Genomic DNA, 18,724 nt, shown 5'->3' on the forward strand with positions numbered 1-18,724 from the left:
GTGGGATTTGCCGGCGGATTGAGCCGTCGCGGCTTCTGCATGCTCCGCGGGGGCACCGTCTGGACCCCGGCCGCGCGCCCAAATCTGCTTTGCCGTCTTGAGGACCAGTCGTGACGACCACGGACGTGAAGCGCCCGCCGCGCATCCTCTCGATCGACGCCTTGCGCGGGCTGGTGATGCTCCTGATGCTCGTCGACCACGTGCGGGAGTTCTTCTACCTTCATGCGCAGGTCCGAGACCCCATGGATCTCGCCGCGACGCCGCCGGACCTGTTCCTGACGCGGGCGTCCTCGCACCTCTGCGCGCCGCTCTTCATCCTGCTCACCGGCCTTTCGGCCAGCCTCTATGGGCAGAAGCACGGTCCGCGAGCGACCGCCGCCTTCCTGCTCAAGCGCGGGCTGCTCCTGATCCTGCTGGAAGTGACGCTCGTCAATGTCGCCTGGGCCGGCAGCTTCTGGCCGCCGATCCTTTATCTGCAGGTGATCTGGGTGATCGGCCTGTGCATGGTGGCACTGGCCGCGTTGCTCTGGCTGCCGCGGGTTCTCCTCGTGACCGGAGCCCTGGCGCTCATGCTCGGTCATAACCTGCTCGACGGGCTTGTGCTTCAAGTGGGCGAGCCGGGCTACGTGCTCTGGTCCATCCTGCACCAGCGCGGGATGATCGCGTTGCCCTGGGGCGGCGTGGCCCGGACTTCGTACCCGCTCCTGCCCTGGATCGGCGTGATCGCGGCAGGCTACGCGCTCGGGCCGCTTTTCACGGGAGCGGTCAACGAAACGCGCCGTCGCGCCTGGCTCGCCGGGCTCGGGGCGGCCGCCCTCGTCGCCTTCCTCGTCCTGCGCGCGCTCAACGGTTACGGCGAACCGGTGCCGTGGCAGCCCGGCCGCACGCCCCTCGCCACCGCGCTGTCCTTCGTCAATCTGACCAAGTACCCGCCGTCCGCCGATTTCCTGCTGCTGACGCTCGGGCTGGGCCTCTGCCTGCTGACGCTGTTCGAGGTGGTTCCGGCGCGGCTCGTCGGCTGGCTGTGCGTCTTCGGCGGCGCGCCGCTGTTCTTCTACCTGCTCCACCTTGCGCTCCTGCGTCTCCTGTATGATGGAGCCGCGACGGTCGGTCTGGTTGGGGCTTCAGGACGGGTCGAGGCTGGCTCACCGGCGGCGCTCTGGCTCATCGCCGCCGCTGTCAGCATTCCCCTCTGGGTGGCCTGCCGTTCGATGGTACGGCTGAAACGATCCGGGAGATGGCCGGCTTTGAGCTATCTCTGAGAGCACGAAGATCGCCCCAGTTAGAGCAGAGAGCGGGACAACGGACGTCCCATTGGTGACGGATAACCCAACAGATGCGGGGGAGGGGCTTGACGGCATCGTCCGACGGCGCAGGGTCTGCACCGCGGGTCGCGATCCGGCGGCGGCCGCGTCTGCCAGTCCGGCCGAGGGTCGCAAGACGTGGGCAACCGCGACACCGAGCGCCTCGCCGAGACGGGGATCGGCCTGGTCGAGACCGAGGTGAACCATCGACGCGGGCCGTGGCGGATGCTGCTCTCGGCTGCCAGCGCGACAATCTCGGTCTTCACCACGCCCGACTTCGCGGATCGAACGCGATCCGTTACTTAATTGAGGAATGTTCTTAAGACAAGAATCCGGCCGAAGCTGCGCGGTGTCTTGTGCGGGAATCGTCGAAGCACTGGTAGAATCGATCCTCGTGCCCACGCCGAGCGCGGAGGAGCGCACATGAAGGACTTCGGTTCGACGCCACATCCAGTCCGGAAAGACGCGCCAAGGGAGATTCGGCTCGACGTGGTGGCAGGCCTTACGGCTGCGGCCGTCGTCCTGCCCAAGGCGATGGCTTTCGCCACCGTGGCTGGACTGCCGGTGGCGGTCGGTCTCTATACGGCTTTCGTTCCCGCGCTCATCTACGGTCTCCTGGGCTCGTCCCGCGTGCTCAGCGTCAGCTCGACGACGACACTGGCCATCTTGACCGCGGCAGAACTCGGCAGCGTGGTCCCTGACGGCGATCCGGCGAAGCTCGCCACCGCGACGGCGACGCTGACGGCCCTGGTCGGAATTCTGCTCCTCGCCGCCAGACTGCTGAAGCTGGGTTTCGTCGCCAGCTTCATCTCCCTGCCGGTGCTCACGGGCTTCAAGGCCGGCATCGGAGTCGTCATCCTGCTGGACCAAGCTCCCAAGCTCCTCGGGCTGCACGTTGCGAAACAGTCCTTCCTTGCGGACGTGGTGAGCCTCGTTCAGCACCTGCCCGCAACCTCCCTGCCGACCCTGGCCGTCGCAGGGACCACGTTGACCGTGCTGGTCGGGATGGAATGGCTCAAGCCGCACGCGCCAGCCCCTCTGGTCACGGTGGCGGCTGCCCTCATTGCCTCATGGCTGCTGGATCTCGGCGCCGCGGGCGTGTCGACCGTCGGGACAATCCCGCAGGGCCTGCCCTCTTTCAGCTTGCCCGACCCAGCGCTCGCTCAAGCACTCCTGCCGGGCGCGATGGGCATCGCCCTGATGAGCTTCACGGAGAGCATCGCCGCGGCACGGGCGTTCGTGAGGCCCGGCGATCCGCCGCTGGATGCCAATCGCGAACTGGTCGCCACGGGCTTGGCGAACCTGGGGGGAGCCCTGCTCGGGGGCATGCCGGCCGGCGGCGGAACGTCTCAGACCGGTGTCGTCCGAGCCGCTGGCGGCAGGACACAAGTGGCCTCGCTCGTGACGGCCGGGGCGGCTCTCGCCACGATGCTGTTCCTGGCTCCGATCCTCAGTCTCCTGCCGCAGGCGACCCTCGCGGCGATCGTCATCGTCTACTCAGCCAGCCTCATTCAGCCGGAGGAGTTCCGGGCCATCTACCACGTACGGCACATGGAATTCCGCTGGGCGATTGTGGCGGCACTCGGTGTGCTCGTCTTTGGAACACTCCAGGGCATTGTCGTGGCGATCGTGCTCTCGCTCCTCGGCCTTGCCCTCCAGACCGCCCATCCGCGGGTCTCGATCATTGCCCGCAAGCGGGGGGCCGATGTCCTGCGCCCCCTGTCTCCCGAGCACCCCGACGACGAGACGTTCGAGGGCCTTCTGATCCTGCGTCCCGAAGGCCGCCTCTATTTCGCCAACGCGCAGAACGTGGCCGATCGGATCCGGGCGCTGGTCGCCGACCGTGCGCCGCGCGTCGTCGCCCTCGACCTCAGCCGTGTGCCAGACATCGAGTATTCGGCGTTGAAGATGCTGCAGGAGGGCGTACGGCGGACTGACGTGACGGTCTGGCTCGTGGACCTCAATCCGAGCGTCCTCGACATGGTGCGGCGCGCTGGCCTGGATCAGGAACTCGGTCTGGATCGCCTGCTGTTCAACACGCGGGCAGCCATCGCGCGATACAGGGAGCTTCATCCGCGTTCGGCGCCGGACTAGCGCTTCATCGGATCTGACCGGATCGTCAGAGTCGGAGCCTGCTGCCGCGGGAAAGTTGCGGCACTCGGCCGTGGAGAAGCGCCCGAGGACGGGCGTGTGGTGGTGTCCCAGGAGGCGCTGATTCTGCGGGCTGCCTCGGCGCGTGGTCTGGCCGTGAGCGGGGCGAAGACGAGTCCGATCGGATTGAAGCCGAAAGAGTCGGCCGGTCGGTAGAGCAACCGTCCGCCGGCCGCCTCGATAGGCGCGCGGAGACCGCCGACCTTGCGCGCGGGCCGATTGCCGAGGACCACCGGATCACCATGCTTGAGCGCGTGGGCGGCGAACAGCAGACGCTCCGTCTCGACGGCCGCCTGCACGCCGTAGCCGACCATCCCCGTGCCCCTGCGAGTCGAGGTAAAGCTTCGGTAGCGTCGCGGGATGAATGTCGCGCAGGCCCGTCGCAGCCGGCGTCATGTCGGCGAGACCACGGACCGCGCGATCGCGCTCATCCGCGAACACATCCACGAGGCGAATTGGATTGGCCTCGGCCACTAGGCCCGGCTCGATCGCAGGCGTGCGACCTCGCGAGGCCCAATCTCAAGGTAGAAGCGGATCGCATCGTCGACCAGAGCGTCGGGCGTGACGCCCGCCGCCTTTGCGGCGCGCGTGATCTGGAGACCCAGCGCAAGATCGACGCGCAGGTCCGCACCCTGGCTCGGCGAAGCCGATGCGGGGGTCGCGGCAGGTATGGGCGCAGCATGGGTCCGCGATTCGAGTTTGCCGAGCTTCGCTTCGCGGCGGCCTCGGTGGACGAGAGCGTCGGCGCGCTCATTCAGACGGTCGCCGGCATGCCCCCGGACCCAGGTCCATTTCACGTCGCGCGCCGCGTTCAGTTCGTCGAGGCGCTTCATGAGGTCGACGTTCTTCACGTCACCCGTCGTCGTGCGCCAGCCTTTCGCCTTCCACCCGCGCATCCACTCGGTCACGGATTTGACGACGTACTGGCTGTCGCACCGCATCTCGATCGCGGCTCCGGCCGGGAAATGCTCGAGACCCTTGATCGCGGCCGTCAGCTCCATGCGGTTGTTGGTCGTCGTACCGGGTTCTCCGCCGCACAGCTCGACCGTGCCGTCCGGGGCCGCAACGACGACCCCCCAACCACCTGGCCCGGGGTTAGGGTCGCAACCGCCATCGGCATAAACGATCGTTCGCATCGTGGCGTCAGCCCTTCCGTTTGGTGTGGTCGATGGGAGGCCGCCATCCATGCCCGAAATCGGCTGACGGACGGTATACCACCCCAGGCCGGTCCCGCTGGAGAGCTGCGAGCCGGGCAGCACACCTGTCGCCCCGGCCACGCCGCAGGCCGGGCCTGCGTGGCGCCCGTCAGCACGATCGCGGGGCTCGCAAATCCGCTGCTCCTCACGGAGCGGCCACCCTGCAGCGCTTAGATCAAAACCCAATGGGTTGGGCAATGCGAGGAGCCGCCTGCGACCCGAGCACTACCTGGCGAACGACGCGCACCGCATCGAATGCGGTCACTCCGAGAGCCCTCCGCCCATCGGAGTCGATCGGTGGGCGCGGAGACGGTGAGGTCGTGGTCACCGGCATGCAGGACGGCTCTGCTTACCGAAGACGTCGCGGTCCACGGGGCGACCGCGCCGGTCCCCCGATGGGTCTCCGACGGACGCCGCGACCTGCGATGCGAAGTCGCGATAGGAGCGGCTTTCCAATCAGGCCCTGCTGCCGGGCGGCGACGATGAGGCCGAACTTTTGGTAGCCGATCCGGAATTCCCTGGGCGCATTCTGGGCGCGGACGCCGGCGCCGAGGCAGAGGCCGGACTGCCCCCGCACCGAACCTCCGTCGTCCCGCAACCGTGGTCGGTCATGAATTCCGGACGGGGATCACGGAGCCGCGGTAGCGGCTGCGGATGAACGCCGCGACTTCGGCCGAGGTCAGCAGCGTTGCAAGACGCTGGATGCGCGGATCCTTCGCCAAACCCTCGGTCGTGACGAGGACGTTCGCATACGGATTGCCCTCGGCGCGTTCGAGGGCCAGCGCGTCCCGTGCGGGCTCCAGCCCCGCTTCCAGCGCGTAATTGCCGTTGATGACCGCGATCGCCACGTCATCGAGGGAGCGCGGCAATTGCGGCGGCGCGATCTCGACGAAACGGAAGTTTTTCGGATTCTCAAGGACGTCGTCCAAGGTCGCGTTCACGCCCGCGTCCTTCGCCCGCAGACGGATCAGGCCGTTGGCCTGAAGCAGCGACAAGCCTCGGCTGGTGTTGGACACGCTGTTCGACAGGGCGACGGTCCCGCCGGCCGGCACGTCCGCGAGCGACTTGGCCCGGCGGCTGTACAATCCCAGCGGCTCGATATGCACCGCCGCGACGACGGCGAAGCGCACCCCCATCGCGGCTTCCTCCGAACGGAGGAAGGGCACGTGCTGGAAGAAATTGGCGTCGGCGTCGCCGTCACGCAGCAGGGCGTTCGGGCGGAGATCGCCCGAGATCTCGATGGTCTTGAGCGGCAGGTCGGGGGCGAGCTTGTCGGCGACGAATTCGAGGATCTCCGCATGCGGTACGGACGAGGCCACGACACGCAGGGGAGCCGTCGCGGCGCGCGCCGGCGCCATGCTCAGGGCCAGCGCGCCGGACAGGAAAAGACGACGGGAGTATTGGGGCACGGCGCACGCTTCTCGAAGGAAATTCTTGAACGATAATGCTTATATTCTTATCGCTCGGTGCTCCGTGGCATCAAGAGTAACGACTGTCGAACTTTCGCATGTTGGTAGGTCTTGCTTCTCGTGTCGTCGGGAAGATCGAGAGCGGAATTCTCTCAGCCTGATGCTGCTGCACTTGATCATGCCGAAGCCGCGGCGTCCGTGGCGGCGAAGCGGCTCGCCGGCCGTGGCAGGCCGAGATGGTCGCGCAGGGTCGCGCCGGTATAGTCGCGGCGGAACAGCCCGCGCCGTTGGAGGATCGGCACGACCGCGTCTACGAAAGTCTCCAGACCATCCGGCAGCACGTCAGGCATCAGGTTGAAGCCGTCTGCCGCGCCCGCGCGGAACCAGGCCTCGATGTCGTCGGCGATCGCCTCCGGCGTGCCCACGACGATGCGGTGGCCGACGCCGCCGCCCAGCGCCCGCAGGAGTTGGCGGACCGTCAGCCGGTCCCGGCGGGCGAGGGCGAGCGTGCCGAGGAACATCGTGTGGTTGGCGTCGGGCGGCAGGGGAAGCGGTTCCGGCAGGGGCTTGTCGAGTTCGAGCCGCGACGGGTCGAGGCGCAACGTCCCGGCGAGGCGGGCGAGACTGTATTCCACCGGCACGAGGTCCCAGAGTTCGTCCTGGCGGCGGCGTGCCTCGGCCTCCGTCGCGCCGATCACCGTGGCGAGGCCCGGCAGGATAACGAGCGCGTCCGGTCGGCGTCCGTATCGCGCGGCCCGCGCCCGCAGGTCCCGGGCGTAGGCGGTGCCGTCCTCGATGGTCTGCGCCAGGGAGAACACCGCGTCCGCGGTGGCGGCGGCGAGTTCACGCCCGTCTTCCGATCCGCCGGCCTGAAAGGTCACCGGGCGCCCCTGCGCGCTCCGCGGCACCGTCAGCGGCCCGGCAACGGCGTAATGCGCGCCGCGGTGCTCGACGGCATGGACCTTCGCCGTGTCGATGAACCGGCCGCTCGCCTTGTCGCCGACGAACGCATCGTCCTCCCAGCTGTCCCACAGCGCGTGGACGAGATCGGTGAATTCCCGCGCCCGGGCGTAGCGTGCCCCGTGCTCCGAAGCGCCGGCGAAGCCGAAATTGCGGCCGGCGGCGGCATCGGCCGTCGTCACCACGTTCCAGCCCGCCCGGCCCCGGCTGACGAGGTCCAGGCTTGCGAAGCGGCGGGCAAGGTTGAACGGCTCGTTGTAGGTCGTCGAGGCGGTGGCCACGAGGCCGACATGGCGCGTCGCGGTGGCCAGCGCGGCGAGCAAGACGGTCGGCTCCAGGGCGTTGAAGGGCCGGTGGTCGATCCGGTCGTTGATGGCGGGCGTGTCCGCCAGGAAGACCGCGTCGAGCTTGCCCCGCTCCGCGACGCGGGCGACGCGCACGAAGTGGTCGAGGTCGAGGAAGGCATCCGGCTGGCTCTGCGGCAGCCGCCACGCGGAGGGGTAGACGCCCGCATGCAGCACATTGACGTTGAGGTGCAATTGACGGCCGCTCATCGACTCTCTCCGGATCAGCGGACGCGCGGCAGGATCTGTTCGGCGAAGCGGCGCATTTCGGCCTCGAAGGGCTGGAACTGCAGCATGAACAGGTCGATGCCGGCAGCGTGGAAGTCGCGGAGACGGCGGGCCACAGTCTCGTAGCTGCCCACCAGCCCGGCGGCGGTGCCGCCATTGGTGCCGACATGCCGGGAGGCGGCCGCATCGGTCTTGGCGAACATGACGCTCGCGGCATCGGTGCGGGCCCGGGTGTCGGCGCGCAGGGCCGCGTCGCGCTGGGCGAGGTCGAGGAGACGGTCCTGCTCGGCCTGCGCCTCCGCATCGGTCTCGCGGGCGATCACGAAGGCCGAGAGGCCGTAGCGCAGGGGGCCATTGGGGGCAGGGCGGCGGGCGACGTCTTCGATCAGCGCCGCGACCTCAGCGAGCGGCTGGCCGTTGATGAACCAGACATCGGCATGGTCGGCGGCGAGCGCCCGGGCGGGCTCGGATTCGCCGCCGAGATAGATCCTCGGCCGCGCCCGGAAGGTCCCGGCCGGGCGGAGCTGGTACTCCTCCACTTGGAAGTGCTGGCCCTGGAGGGTCACGCGCTCGCCGCGCATCAGCCGGTCCACGAGGCCGATCCACTCGCGGCCGTAGGCGTAGCGCTCGTCATGGGCCGGGAAGGGCAGCCCGGCTCGCTCGAACTCGGCCTTGTTCCAGGCATTCACGAGGTTCAGGGCGAAGCGGCCGCCGCTGATATGCTCGATCTGCAGCGCCATCTTGGCGAGCACCACGGGGTGGTAAAGCCCGGGCTTGATCGCCGCGATGATCTCGATGCGCCGGGTCAGGGCCGCCAGCGCCGCCGCTCCTGTCCAGGCCTCCAGCTGATCGCGCTGCGGATCGTAGGGGTTCATCGTGTGCTGCGCGACCAGCACCGCGTCGAAGCCCAGCGCCTCCGCCTCCAGCACCAAGGCCCGGTTGCGCTCCCAGCTGGCATCGTCCGGCTCGTCGGGATCATGGTGGGCGGCGCGGGAGCCGTGGACGGCGGCCCAGATGCCGAACCGGGGTGAACCCGTCATGGCGTCAGCCCCGGCCGGGAGGAATCGCGAAGATCGGCACGGCGGTGGCGTCGATCCGGCGGGGGATGAGTTTCGCCTCGTAGAACACGTCGGCGATGGCCTGCTGCTCGCCGAGCTGCGCCCGCTCCACCGGCTCGACGGCATAGGTGCGGCGGCTGTTGGCGGCGGCCACGACGGCGGGCGGCAGGTCGCCCCAGATCGGAGCCAGCAGCGCCACGGCCTCCACCGGGTTCGCCTTCATCCACGCTCCGGCCTCGGCGAGCGCGCGGTAGACGGTCGCCACCACCTCCGGCTGCGCGGCGGCGAAGGTATCGTTGACGAGGTAGTACCGGTGATAGCTCGTGAGCCCGCTGCCGTCGGCGATGACCCGCACCGGGCGCTTCGCCGCCGCGAAGGCCAGGAACGGATCCCAGATCGACCATGCATCGAGGCGGCCCTGCTCGAAGGCCACGGCCCCTTCCGGCGCCTGAAGATAGGCGGGCGTGATATCGCCGAGCGTGAGGCCGTCGCGCTTCAGCGCGGCGGCGAGCACGTAATGGCTGCCCGAGCCGCGCGAGACGCCGACCGTCTTGCCCTTCAGATCGGCGATGGTGCGGATCGGCGACTCATCCGGCACGATGATCGCCTCGGCCGAAGGCGCCCCCCGCTCCCGGGCGTAGAAGGTGAGGGGCGCCTTGGCCGATTGGGTGAAGATCGGCACCGCATCGGCCACGTCGGCATGGATATCGACCGCGCCGGCATTCATCGGCTCGATCACGCTGGTGAACAGGTGCCAGGTCGGCGTGAAGCCCAGCGGAGCGAGCCGCTCGGCCAGCGTGCCCTTCACCTTGAGCACGGTGAACAGCACCGACGAGCGCTGCATGCTGATCTTCACCTCGCGCGGCGCCGCGTGCACGGCAGGGGCACCGAGCGCGACGGCGGCCGCGCCGCCGAGTCCGGTGCGCAGGAGCGAGCGGCGGGAGGGCGCGATCCGCCAGAGGGTCTCGTCGGTCATCGAAGGCTCACAACGCGGCAGGGAAAGAAGAGGCCGGCCCCGTATTGAAAGACGCCTGGGGGCGCCGGATCAATGAAACGCGTTTTCGATTTGCCGTTGCAGCATGGCAGACCGTTCCTCGACGGGCGCTCGGAAAAGTATTCTTTCACTGTCGACGCCCGACAGTTCGGAATCCGGCGCCGACAGTCGATATTTGTCGGATCATCCACGAATCATGGACCCGAAGAGGCAGCCTTTTCTCTCTGGGACGTTGAAGAAAATGAAAATCTCCGAAGCGTCTTTCTTGCAAGACTGAGTTTCCAAAAACAGATAATGCCAGATCATTCGGCTTGAGATCCGGGAACAACTCACCGATTCCAGGGGCATCGCTGTCGGGCCGTCGGCCGGAATCGGGAAGTCGTGTTCATGTCTCAGACGGAAGCGGGCTGGGGTGCGGGGCCGAGCGGGCGCTACGAGGAACTCGCGGACCGGTTTCGGCCGGTCTTTGCCGAGATCCGCGCCACGGCGGTCGAGCGGGATCGGTCCCGCCGACTGCCCCATGCCGAGATCGGTTGGCTGCGGGAGGCCAACTTCACCACGCTGCGCCTCGCGCCGTCCGAGGGCGGCCATGGCGCCAGCCTGTCGGAACTGTTCGCTCTGCTGATCGAGCTGTCGAGCGCCGATTCCAACGTCACCAATGCGCTGCGGGCGCATTTCGGCTTCACCGAGGATGCGCTCTGCTCGTCCTCGCCCGAATGGCGCGCGGCCTGGATCGGCCGGATCGGCGCGGGCGAGACGATCGGCAGCGGCGTCTCGGAGACGAGCCCCGCCAAGGTCGGCGCATTCGACACGGTGGTGCGCCAGCGTGACGGTGCCCGCGTGGTCGACGGCCGGAAGTTCTACACGACCGGCTCGCTGTTCGCGGACTACATCCACCTCTCGGCGGATGACGAGGCGGGCGGCCCGGTGACGGCGGCGGTGCCGGTGCGCGCGCCGGGGGTGACCATCGTCGACGATTGGGACGGGTTCGGGCAGTCGCTCACAGCCAGCGGCACCGCGACCTTCGAAGGCGTGGTGCTCGCCCCCGACCTGATCAAACCCGATCCGGCCCGCTTTCCCTATGCGATGGCGTTCTTCCAGCTGGTTCATCTCGCGACGCTCGCCGGGATCGGCCGGGCGGCGGCTGACGACGTGGCACGGCTCGTGGCCGAGCGGACCCGCGTCTACAGCCACGGCAATGCCGGGCGGACGGCTGACGACCCGCAGATCCAGGCGGTGGTGGGGCGCGTGCGTGCCAGCGCCTATGCGGCGGGTGCGATCGTCCTGAAGGTGGCGGAGGCCCTCCAGAGGGTCCACGACGCGCACCGGGCCGGATCGCCGGACGTGGAGCGTCAGGCGACGCTCGCCGATGTCGAGGTCAACCAAGCGGTCAGCGTGGTGACCGACCTGATCTTGAGCGCGACGACGAGCCTGTTCGACGCGCTGGGCGCCTCGGCGGTGAAGGTCGGGAACGGGCTCGATCGCTACTGGCGCAACGCCCGCACCATCGCCTCCCACAACCCGCGGATCTACCGGGACCGCTCCGTCGGCGCCTTCGCGATCTCCGGGGAGGCGCCGCCCCGGCAATACCGGGTCGGCTCGGCGTGAGGGGGCGACGGGCATGGCACGCCGCGACCGCATGCGCCTGGGCGCGTTCCTGTATCCCGGCGGCCACCACGTCGCCGCGTGGCGGCATCCGTCGTCCCAGGCCGATGCCGGGATCAACGCCGCCCATTACCGGCAGATCGCCCGGACCGCGGAGGCCGCGAAGTTCGATCTGCTCTTCCTCGCGGACGGCGTCAGCATTCGCGGGGACGATCTCGACGCCCTGAGCCGCACGGCGATCCGCTATGTCGGCCAGTTCGAGCCCCTGACGCTGCTGTCCCACCTGTCGGCGGTCACCGAGCGCATCGGGCTCGTGGCGACCGCCTCCACGACCTACAACGAGCCGTTCCATGTCGCGCGGAAGTTTGCCTCGCTCGATCACCTGAGCGGCGGCCGGGCGGGCTGGAACCTCGTCACCTCCGCCGATCCGCGCGAGGCCTGGAACTTCAGCCGGGAGAGCCATCTCGCCCACGCCAACCGCTACGCCCGAGCGGAGGAATTCGTGGACGTCGTCCGCGGCCTCTGGGATTCCTACGCGGACGACGCCTTCGTGCGCGACCGCGAGACCGGCCGCTTCTTCGATCCGGACAAGCTCGGCCTGCTCGCGCACGTGGGCGCGCATTTCTCGGTGAGGGGGCCGCTCAACGTCCCCCGACCGCCGCAGGGGCATCCCGTGGTGGTTCAGGCCGGCTCTTCGGAGGCGGGCAAAGCCCTCGCCGCCCGCACCGCCGAAGTGATCTTCACCGCCCAGCAGACCTTGGAGGACGCGGTGGATTTCTACGGCGACGTGAAGCATCGGATGGCACGCCACGGCCGCAACCCCGACCACCTCAAGATCATGCCGGGCGCCTTCCCCGTCGTGGGCCGGACGGAGGCCGAGGCGCAGGACAAATTCGCGTCCCTGCAGGAGCTGATTCATCCGGTGGTCGGCCGCGCGCTCTTGCAGCAGCTCATCGGCGCCGATCTCTCCGCCTACCCGGACGATGCCCTCGTGCCGGATCTTCCGGAGACCGACGGCGGCAAGAGCCGTCAGGATCTCTTCCTCCGTCTCGCCCGCCGCGAAGGGCTGACGATCCGCGCATTGTACCTGCGGGCCGCCAGCGCCCGTGGACATTGGACGATCGTCGGTACGCCGACGCAGATCGCGGACGCCCTGCAGGAGCGCTTCGAGGCTTATGGCGCGGATGGCTTCAACATCATGCCGCCGACCCTGCCCGGAGGCCTCGACGATTTCGTTTCCCTGGTGATCCCCGAACTGCGCCGAAGAGGCCTATTCCGGGAGGCATACGAGGGGACGACCCTGCGGGAGAATCTCGGCCTGCCGCGTCCCGCCGACCGGTTCTCCACGCCGCACGCTGCGTCCGACCGGGGAGCGGCATGACTGTGCCCCGGCCGCAAGCGCCTTCGACTTCGGATCGCACGGCCATGACCGACGACGACACGGATATCCCCGCCCGGCGGCGCTTTCTGAAGGGCGGTGTCGCCGCCGTTGCCGGTTTGGTGGCCGGACACCCGATTGAGCAGGGCGACCGTTGGGTTCGCAACGACGAGGTCCCGAGATGTCCGGGCGCGCCGCCGGGATCCTGTCCTGACAGACGTCGCGCCAGTCGGTCGGCCTGGTTCCGGTCCGGTACGTGAAGCGGATCGATCTCGCCCCGGAACCGTGCCGGCTTCGGGGGACGTTTCTGCCCCTCGCCGTTCAGCCGAATGGAGCTCAAACCCGGATGCCCGGTCTTGCGGGCTTCGGCGATCCGGCGTGCGTTGGTCTGGCCGGAAGTCAAACGTCCGCCTTGCAGAGGGCGCGCTGCACAAGCGGACGAGCTCCAACCGATCCATGTCGGGCATGCGGAAAACCGCCTGGGCTTCCCGAAAGCGGGGGAATCGAGCCTCCGCGGGCGCCCAGGACGGCATCTTCCACCCGAGGTCGGGAAGCATCGCTTCCCGACTGCGCCGATGGTGCTAACAAACTTACTTCAGGCGCGCGGCAGCCCAGGCGATGTGGTCGGCCATGAAGGTCGAGATGAAGTAGTAGGAGTGGTCGTAGCCCTCGCGCATGTTGAGCGTCAGCGCGATGCCGGCCTTCTTGCAGGCCTCCTCAAGCAGCCAGGGGCGCAGACCGTCCTGAAGGAAGCTGTCGGCGGTGCCCTGATCCACCAGGATCTCGGGGAAGCGCTTGCCGTCCTCGATCAGCGCGGTGGCGTCGTGGGCGCGCCAGGCGGCCGGGTCGGACCCGAGGTACTTCTCGAAGGCAGGCTTCGACCAGCCGGCCGTGGACGGCTGTGCGATCGGCGCGAATGCGGAGCAGGACTTGAAGCGTTCCGGGTAGGTCAGCGCGATGGTGAGCGCCCCGTGGCCGCCCATGGAATGGCCGAAGATGCCCTGGCGCGACAGATCGGCGGGGAATTCCTGCGCGATCAGGGCCGGCAACTCCTCAGTCACGTAGCTCCACATCTTGTAGTTCTTCGCATAGGGCGCCTCGGTGGCGTCCAGATAGAAACCGGCACCGGAGCCGAACTGCCAGTTGCCCTCTTCGTCCGGGATCCCGGGACCGCGCGGGCTGGTATCCGGAGCCACGACGATCACACCATGATCGGCTGCCGCCTTGCGATACTCACCCTTGTCCATGACGTTGGCGTGCGTGCAGGTCAGCCCGGACAGGTACCACAGCACCGGGACTGGTCCCTTCTCGGCCTGGGGCGGCACGAACACCGCGAAGGTCATCGGGCATCCGGTGGTCTGCGCGTCGTGCTTGTAGACGCCCTGCGTGCCGCCGTGGGCGCGGGCCTTCGAGACGGTTTCCATCAGCTGTGATCTCCTGCTCGGGCGCCGAGAGCCCCGCTCGGGGGCCGGATCGCGGGCACCGGGGCTCCGGGAATGCGGGGGCGTGCGTGGGGCTCACCGACCTCGTAGGCGGGGGAGCCCCGGATCTGTCTTCCTTAGTAGACGACCACGGAGCGGATCGACTTGCCCTCGTGCATGAGGTCGAAGCCGTGGTTGATCTCCTCCAGCGGCATGGTGTGGGTGATCAGATCGTCGATGTTGATCTTACCCTCCATGTACCAGTCGACGATCTTCGGCACGTCCGTGCGTCCGCGCGCGCCGCCGAACGCCGAACCCTTCCAGACGCGGCCGGTGACGAGCTGGAACGGACGGGTCGAGATCTCGCGGCCGGCTTCCGCCACGCCGATGACGATCGACTCGCCCCAGCCGCGATGGCAGCACTCGAGGGCCTGGCGCATCACGTGGACGTTGCCGGTGCAGTCGAAGGAGAAATCGGCGCCGCCGCCGGTGAGATCGACGATGGCCTGAACCACCTTGTCGGTTCCGACCTCGTTCGGATTGATGAAGTCGGTCATGCCGAATTTGCGGGCCATGGCCTGCTTCTCCGGGTTGATGTCGACGCCGATGATCTTGTCGGCACCGACCATCCGGGCGGCCTGGAGCACGTTGAGGCCGATGCCGCCGAGACCGAACACCACCACGTTGGCGCCCGGCCAGACCTTGGCGGTGTAGATCACTGCTCCGATCCCGGTGGTCACGCCGCAGCCGATGTAGCAGATCTTGTCGAAGGGGGCGTCTTCGCGGATCTTGGCCAGCGCGATGGCGGGCAGGACCGTGAAGTTCGAGAAGGTCGAGCAGCCCATGTAGTGGAACACGGTGCTCGAACCGCCCGGGCTGCCGCCGGTGGAGACGCAGGAGAAGCGGCTCGTGCCGTCCGGCATCACGCCCTGGCCCTGGGTCGCCCGGATCGCGGTGCACAGGTTGGTGCGCTGGGACAGGCAGGACTTACAGTTGCGGCATTCCGGCGTGTAGAGCGGGATGACATGGTCGCCGGGCTTCAGCGTGGTGACGCCGGCGCCGACCTCGCGGACGATGCCCGCGCCCTCATGGCCGAGGATCGCCGGGAACTTGCCCTCGGAATCCAGGCCCGACAGCGTGTAGGCATCGGTGTGGCAGATCCCGGTGGCCATCAGCTCGACGAGAACCTCGCCGGCCTTGGGCCCCTCGATGTCGATGGTCTCGATCGTGAGAGGCTTCTTGGCCTCCCACGCGACAGCCGCGCGCGTCTTCATCACAAGTTCCTGTTGTCTGGACGATCACGGACGGCGCCGAACTGCCGACTCTTCGGTGCGCCTCGCTCATGGGCGGCGCACCGAACGGTCCGGAAATCTGGTGCGTGTGTGATGCTTCTGGCGCTCGGATGCAACGTCTGCGTCCGCATTTTGACCCTGGCGTCGCGGTTCCGGCAGATCCGGGGAATGGGTCCCATCCGCATCCTGCATGGCGCGCGCCGACTGCGACGGTTGCACCAGGTCCGACGCCGACGGGACCAGACGGCTTGGCCGAAATCGACCCGTGGCTGTCCCCGACTCCGCTCGGCCATGCCCACGGTGCTGACGGGATCCGGACGCGCGCTGATCGGCGATCCTGCCCTGGGACGATATGGGCACGACCGTCGCCCGGAGTCGCACGCGCCACGCGCTGCGTGAATCTTTCGTCCGCGTCGGTGCATGAGGGGTGCCCGTCACGGTCCGCCAGCGTGGGCGGGCCCAGCTACATGCGTGAGCCGACCCCGATCTCTCATCCCCGGAATGGGATTCGGGCTCGCGGGAGGCCTGAGCTGACCTCTTTACCGCGGTCGTCGCGCGACAATGCCACGCTATCGGCGTCCCGCGCGGGCGGATACCGAAGCCAAACGCATCGGTGAGTGGACACGCTCCGTCGCCGCCCGCAGATTCGTCCGTCCTCCCGAGCGCCCGACGCCCGACCTCTCCCTGATCGATCCTCGTATGATCCATACCGGCTACAGCCCGGCCCTTGTGGCGCTCTCCATCGTGATCGCGGTGTTCGCATCCTATGCGGCGCTCGACCTCGGAGCGCGCATCCGCCAGCCCGATTCCGGTCCGCGCTGGGCCTGGGCCGCAGCCGCCGCGTTCGCCATGGGCGGTGGCATCTGGGCCATGCATTTCGTCGGGATGCTTGCCTTCGAGATGGGCATGCCGGCGCGGTACGACCTCGGCACGACCGTCCTGTCGCTGTTGATCGCTGTGGGCAGCACGGCCGCGGCCTTTGCCTGGGTGGCGCGGGAAGGCATCGCCACCGCTCCGCTGCTCGTCGCGGGCTCGGCGATGGGCCTGGGCGTGGCGGCCATGCACTATACCGGCATGGCCGCGATGCGGGTCCCGGGGAACCTGGCCTACGACCCGCGCATCGTCGCGGCGTCGGTCGCCATCGCCGTCACCGCATCGACCGCCGCCCTGTGGCTCACCTTCCGGCGCAACCGCCCCTGGCAGAGGCTCATGGCCGCCGGCGTCATGGGGCTGGCGGTCGCCGGCATGCACTACACCGGCATGGCCGCCGCGACCTTCACAGCCGAGGAGGCGGGTGCTCACCCGGCCCACGCGGCCGTCCTGTCCACTGGCCAGCAGGATCTCGCCCTGGCGGTGGCCGGTATCACCTTCGTCGTCCTGTTCCTGGCGATGATGGCGGGTTCGTTCGACCAGCGGCGCACCCAGCGGCGCCTACACGTCAGCGAAGCGCGCTTCCGCTCCGCGGTCCGGGCCGTCGATGGCGTGATGTGGACGACGAACGCTGCAGGCGACTTCATCGAGGAGCAGCCGGGCTGGGAGCAGATCACGGGCCATACCTTCGCTGAGTATCGCGGTCGCGGCTGGGCGAAAGCGATCCACCCGGAGGATTTCCCCGAGACGAACCGGATCTGGCAGGAGGCGTCCCGGACGGGCGGCGCCTACGCCGTGGAACACCGCGTCCGCGCATCGGATGGCAGCTGGCGGCACTACGCGGTGCGCGCCGTGCCCGTGCGGGATGCGGACGGGGCGATCCGCGAATGGGTCGGCGTCCACGCGGATGTCAGCGCCCGTCACGCCCACGAGGCCGCCTTGCGGGATGCCCGGGATGCGGCCGAAGCCGCCAACCGCGCCAAGAGCGCGTTCCTCGCCAACATGAGCCACGAGCTGCGCACGCCGCTCTCGGCGGTCATCGGCTACGCCGAGATGCTTCAGGAGGAGGCGGAGGATCTCGGGCAGGACACGTTCCAGGCCGATCTCGGAAAGATCCGCTCGAACGCCCAGCACCTTCTCGGGCTGATCAACGACGTCCTCGACCTCTCGAAGGTCGAGGCCGAGAAGATGGACGTCCTGGCCGAGGACGTCGCCGTCGAGGCCTTCGTGCGAGACGCCGCCGCGACCGTCGAGGGTCTCGTGGCCAAGAAGGGCAACCGCCTCGTCCTCGACCTTGCTCCGGACCTCGGCCATGCACAGACCGACGCGGTGAAACTGCGCCAGTGCCTGTTCAATCTGCTCGGCAACGCCGCCAAGTTCACCGAGGGTGGGACCGTGACGTTGCGGGTCCGGCGCGAGCCCGGACCCCACGGTGACCGGCTGACCTTCGCCGTGTCGGATACCGGCATCGGCATGACGCCCGAGCAGCTCGCCGGGCTGTTCCAGAGGTTCGTGCAGGCCGACGAATCGACGACGCGCAAATACGGCGGCACGGGACTGGGCTTGGCCCTGACCAAGGCCTTCGCCAATCTGATGGGCGGCGACGTCTCCGCGGACAGCGCCGAAGGTCGGGGCACGACCTTCACCCTCACACTGCCGGCGACCATGCCCGGGCCCGAGATCGCGGATGGGCATCCTCCGGCCCTTCACGGTGGCACGGCGGACGGCACGCGCGGTCTGGTTCTGGTCGTCGACGACGAGTCCAGCCAGCGCGAGCTGATGATCCGCTTCCTGGCCCGCCAGGGCTTTTCGGCCCAGGCTGCGGTCGACGGACGGTCGGGTCTCGAACTCGCACGCCAGTTGCAGCCCGTCGCGGTGCTGCTCGACGTGATGATGCCGGAGATGGACGGCTGGGCCGTGCTCGCCGCGCTGAAGCGCGACGAGGCCACCCGGGACATCCCGGTGATCATGGTCAGCTTCGTGGCCGATGCCGCACTCGGGGCCGCGCTCGGGGCGGCCGGTTCGCTTCCGAAGCCGGTGGACTGGAGCCGCCTGAAGGGGGTGCTCGACCGGATCGGCGCCGGCGCGGGCGACGTGCTGGTGGTGGATGACGACGCCGAGATGCGGCGCCGGCTCCGCACCGTGCTGGGGCGCCAGGGGTTCGCGGTTCGGGAGGCCGGCGACGGGGCCGAGGCCCTGGCCAGCGTGCGCGCGGCGCGCCCGGGGCTCGTGCTCCTCGACCTGACCATGCCGGTGATGGACGGCTTCGCATTCCTGCGCGCCCTGCGGGCAATGCCAGGCGGCGACGAAGTTCCGGTGGTCGTCCTGAGTGCCCGCGACGTCTCGGAGGAAGAGCGTCATGATCTGTCTGCCGCCGACCGGATCTTGCGCAAGGGTGACGCCAGCTTGCAGGACGTTGCCGCGGAAGTCGGCCGGCTCGGCCGACTGAACCCGTCCATCCCGGTGCGTGCGACGGACGGCTGATCGACAGGCCGCGCGTCCATCCCTCGACAA

The 18,724-nt window shown here is 68.7% G+C and carries 14 protein-coding genes and 1 pseudogene; 7 read left to right on the forward strand and 8 right to left on the reverse strand.

Going from position 1 to position 18,724, the window contains the following annotated elements; all coding sequences use genetic code 11:
- The first annotated feature begins 176 nt into the window (after nucleotides 1-176).
- The 3 genes from P9K36_RS01635 (at nucleotide 177) to P9K36_RS01645 (ending at nucleotide 3,398) form a co-directional block, all read left to right on the forward strand.
- Nucleotides 177-1,262 carry a heparan-alpha-glucosaminide N-acetyltransferase domain-containing protein gene (locus P9K36_RS01635; RefSeq protein WP_100794063.1) on the forward strand — a complete coding sequence of 362 codons (1,086 nt, stop codon included), beginning with the start codon at nucleotides 177-179 and terminating at the stop codon, nucleotides 1,260-1,262.
- A gap of 180 nt (nucleotides 1,263-1,442) precedes the next feature.
- Nucleotides 1,443-1,610: a hypothetical protein gene (locus tag P9K36_RS01640; RefSeq protein WP_164706326.1), complete on the forward strand. Its 168-nt coding sequence runs from the start codon at nucleotides 1,443-1,445 to the stop codon at nucleotides 1,608-1,610.
- Nucleotides 1,611-1,727: 117 nt separating this feature from the next.
- Nucleotides 1,728-3,398, forward strand: a complete 1,671-nt coding sequence (locus P9K36_RS01645; RefSeq protein ID WP_043755197.1) for a SulP family inorganic anion transporter — start codon at nucleotides 1,728-1,730, stop codon at nucleotides 3,396-3,398.
- Between the two features lie 18 nt (nucleotides 3,399-3,416).
- Here the strand turns inward: P9K36_RS01645 and P9K36_RS01650 are convergent.
- The 6 genes and pseudogenes from P9K36_RS01650 to P9K36_RS01675 form a co-directional block, all read right to left on the reverse strand.
- A pseudogene (locus P9K36_RS01650) lies at nucleotides 3,417-3,709 on the reverse strand (IS630 family transposase); the annotation flags it as partial.
- A gap of 219 nt (nucleotides 3,710-3,928) precedes the next feature.
- Nucleotides 3,929-4,591, reverse strand: coding sequence for a ribonuclease HI (rnhA, locus tag P9K36_RS01655; protein WP_043755200.1), 663 nt, complete (start codon nucleotides 4,589-4,591; stop codon nucleotides 3,929-3,931).
- A gap of 668 nt (nucleotides 4,592-5,259) precedes the next feature.
- Complete coding sequence (locus P9K36_RS01660; RefSeq protein WP_236952827.1) at nucleotides 5,260-6,060, reverse strand: MetQ/NlpA family ABC transporter substrate-binding protein; 801 nt, start codon at nucleotides 6,058-6,060, stop codon at nucleotides 5,260-5,262.
- A 176-nt stretch (nucleotides 6,061-6,236) separates the two neighbouring features.
- The gene (locus P9K36_RS01665) at nucleotides 6,237-7,574 is read right to left on the reverse strand and encodes an LLM class flavin-dependent oxidoreductase (RefSeq protein ID WP_053608938.1); all 1,338 of its coding nucleotides are present in this window, start codon (nucleotides 7,572-7,574) and stop codon (nucleotides 6,237-6,239) included.
- Between the two features lie 14 nt (nucleotides 7,575-7,588).
- A complete protein-coding gene (locus tag P9K36_RS01670; RefSeq protein WP_075381588.1) occupies nucleotides 7,589-8,632 on the reverse strand; it encodes an LLM class flavin-dependent oxidoreductase in 1,044 nt (347 codons plus the stop codon).
- Nucleotides 8,633-8,636: 4 nt separating this feature from the next.
- On the reverse strand, nucleotides 8,637-9,626 hold the full coding sequence (locus tag P9K36_RS01675) for an ABC transporter substrate-binding protein (RefSeq protein WP_111473143.1): 990 nt from the start codon (nucleotides 9,624-9,626) through the stop codon (nucleotides 8,637-8,639).
- Between the two features lie 405 nt (nucleotides 9,627-10,031).
- On the opposite strand from P9K36_RS01675, the gene P9K36_RS01680 reads away from it, so the two are divergent.
- Genes P9K36_RS01680 through P9K36_RS01690 form a run of 3 tightly spaced genes read left to right on the forward strand, consistent with a single transcriptional unit; the run spans nucleotide 10,032 to nucleotide 12,887 of the window.
- The gene (locus P9K36_RS01680) at nucleotides 10,032-11,252 is read left to right on the forward strand and encodes a monooxygenase (protein WP_111474286.1); all 1,221 of its coding nucleotides are present in this window, start codon (nucleotides 10,032-10,034) and stop codon (nucleotides 11,250-11,252) included.
- Between the two features lie 13 nt (nucleotides 11,253-11,265).
- Entirely contained in the window at nucleotides 11,266-12,630 is a 1,365-nt protein-coding gene (locus P9K36_RS01685; protein WP_111473142.1) for an LLM class flavin-dependent oxidoreductase, read from the forward strand.
- A gap of 44 nt (nucleotides 12,631-12,674) precedes the next feature.
- Complete coding sequence (locus P9K36_RS01690) at nucleotides 12,675-12,887, forward strand: hypothetical protein (protein ID WP_124262912.1); 213 nt, start codon at nucleotides 12,675-12,677, stop codon at nucleotides 12,885-12,887.
- 330 nt (nucleotides 12,888-13,217) lie between these two features.
- Here P9K36_RS01690 and fghA read toward each other — a convergent pair whose 3' ends face one another.
- Nucleotides 13,218-14,051 carry an S-formylglutathione hydrolase gene (fghA, locus tag P9K36_RS01695; protein ID WP_043755210.1) on the reverse strand — a complete coding sequence of 278 codons (834 nt, stop codon included), beginning with the start codon at nucleotides 14,049-14,051 and terminating at the stop codon, nucleotides 13,218-13,220.
- A 134-nt stretch (nucleotides 14,052-14,185) separates the two neighbouring features.
- Nucleotides 14,186-15,322 (reverse strand): S-(hydroxymethyl)glutathione dehydrogenase/class III alcohol dehydrogenase, encoded by a 1,137-nt coding sequence (locus P9K36_RS01700; protein ID WP_043382090.1) that lies wholly within the window; start codon nucleotides 15,320-15,322, stop codon nucleotides 14,186-14,188.
- Between the two features lie 717 nt (nucleotides 15,323-16,039).
- Between P9K36_RS01700 and P9K36_RS01705 the strand changes: the two genes are divergently transcribed.
- Nucleotides 16,040-18,694: an MHYT domain-containing protein gene (locus tag P9K36_RS01705; RefSeq protein ID WP_278306499.1), complete on the forward strand. Its 2,655-nt coding sequence runs from the start codon at nucleotides 16,040-16,042 to the stop codon at nucleotides 18,692-18,694.
- Nucleotides 18,695-18,724 lie beyond the last annotated feature (30 nt).

This window comes from Methylobacterium sp. 391_Methyba4, assembly GCF_029691625.1.
Taxonomy (GTDB): domain Bacteria; phylum Pseudomonadota; class Alphaproteobacteria; order Rhizobiales; family Beijerinckiaceae; genus Methylobacterium; species Methylobacterium fujisawaense.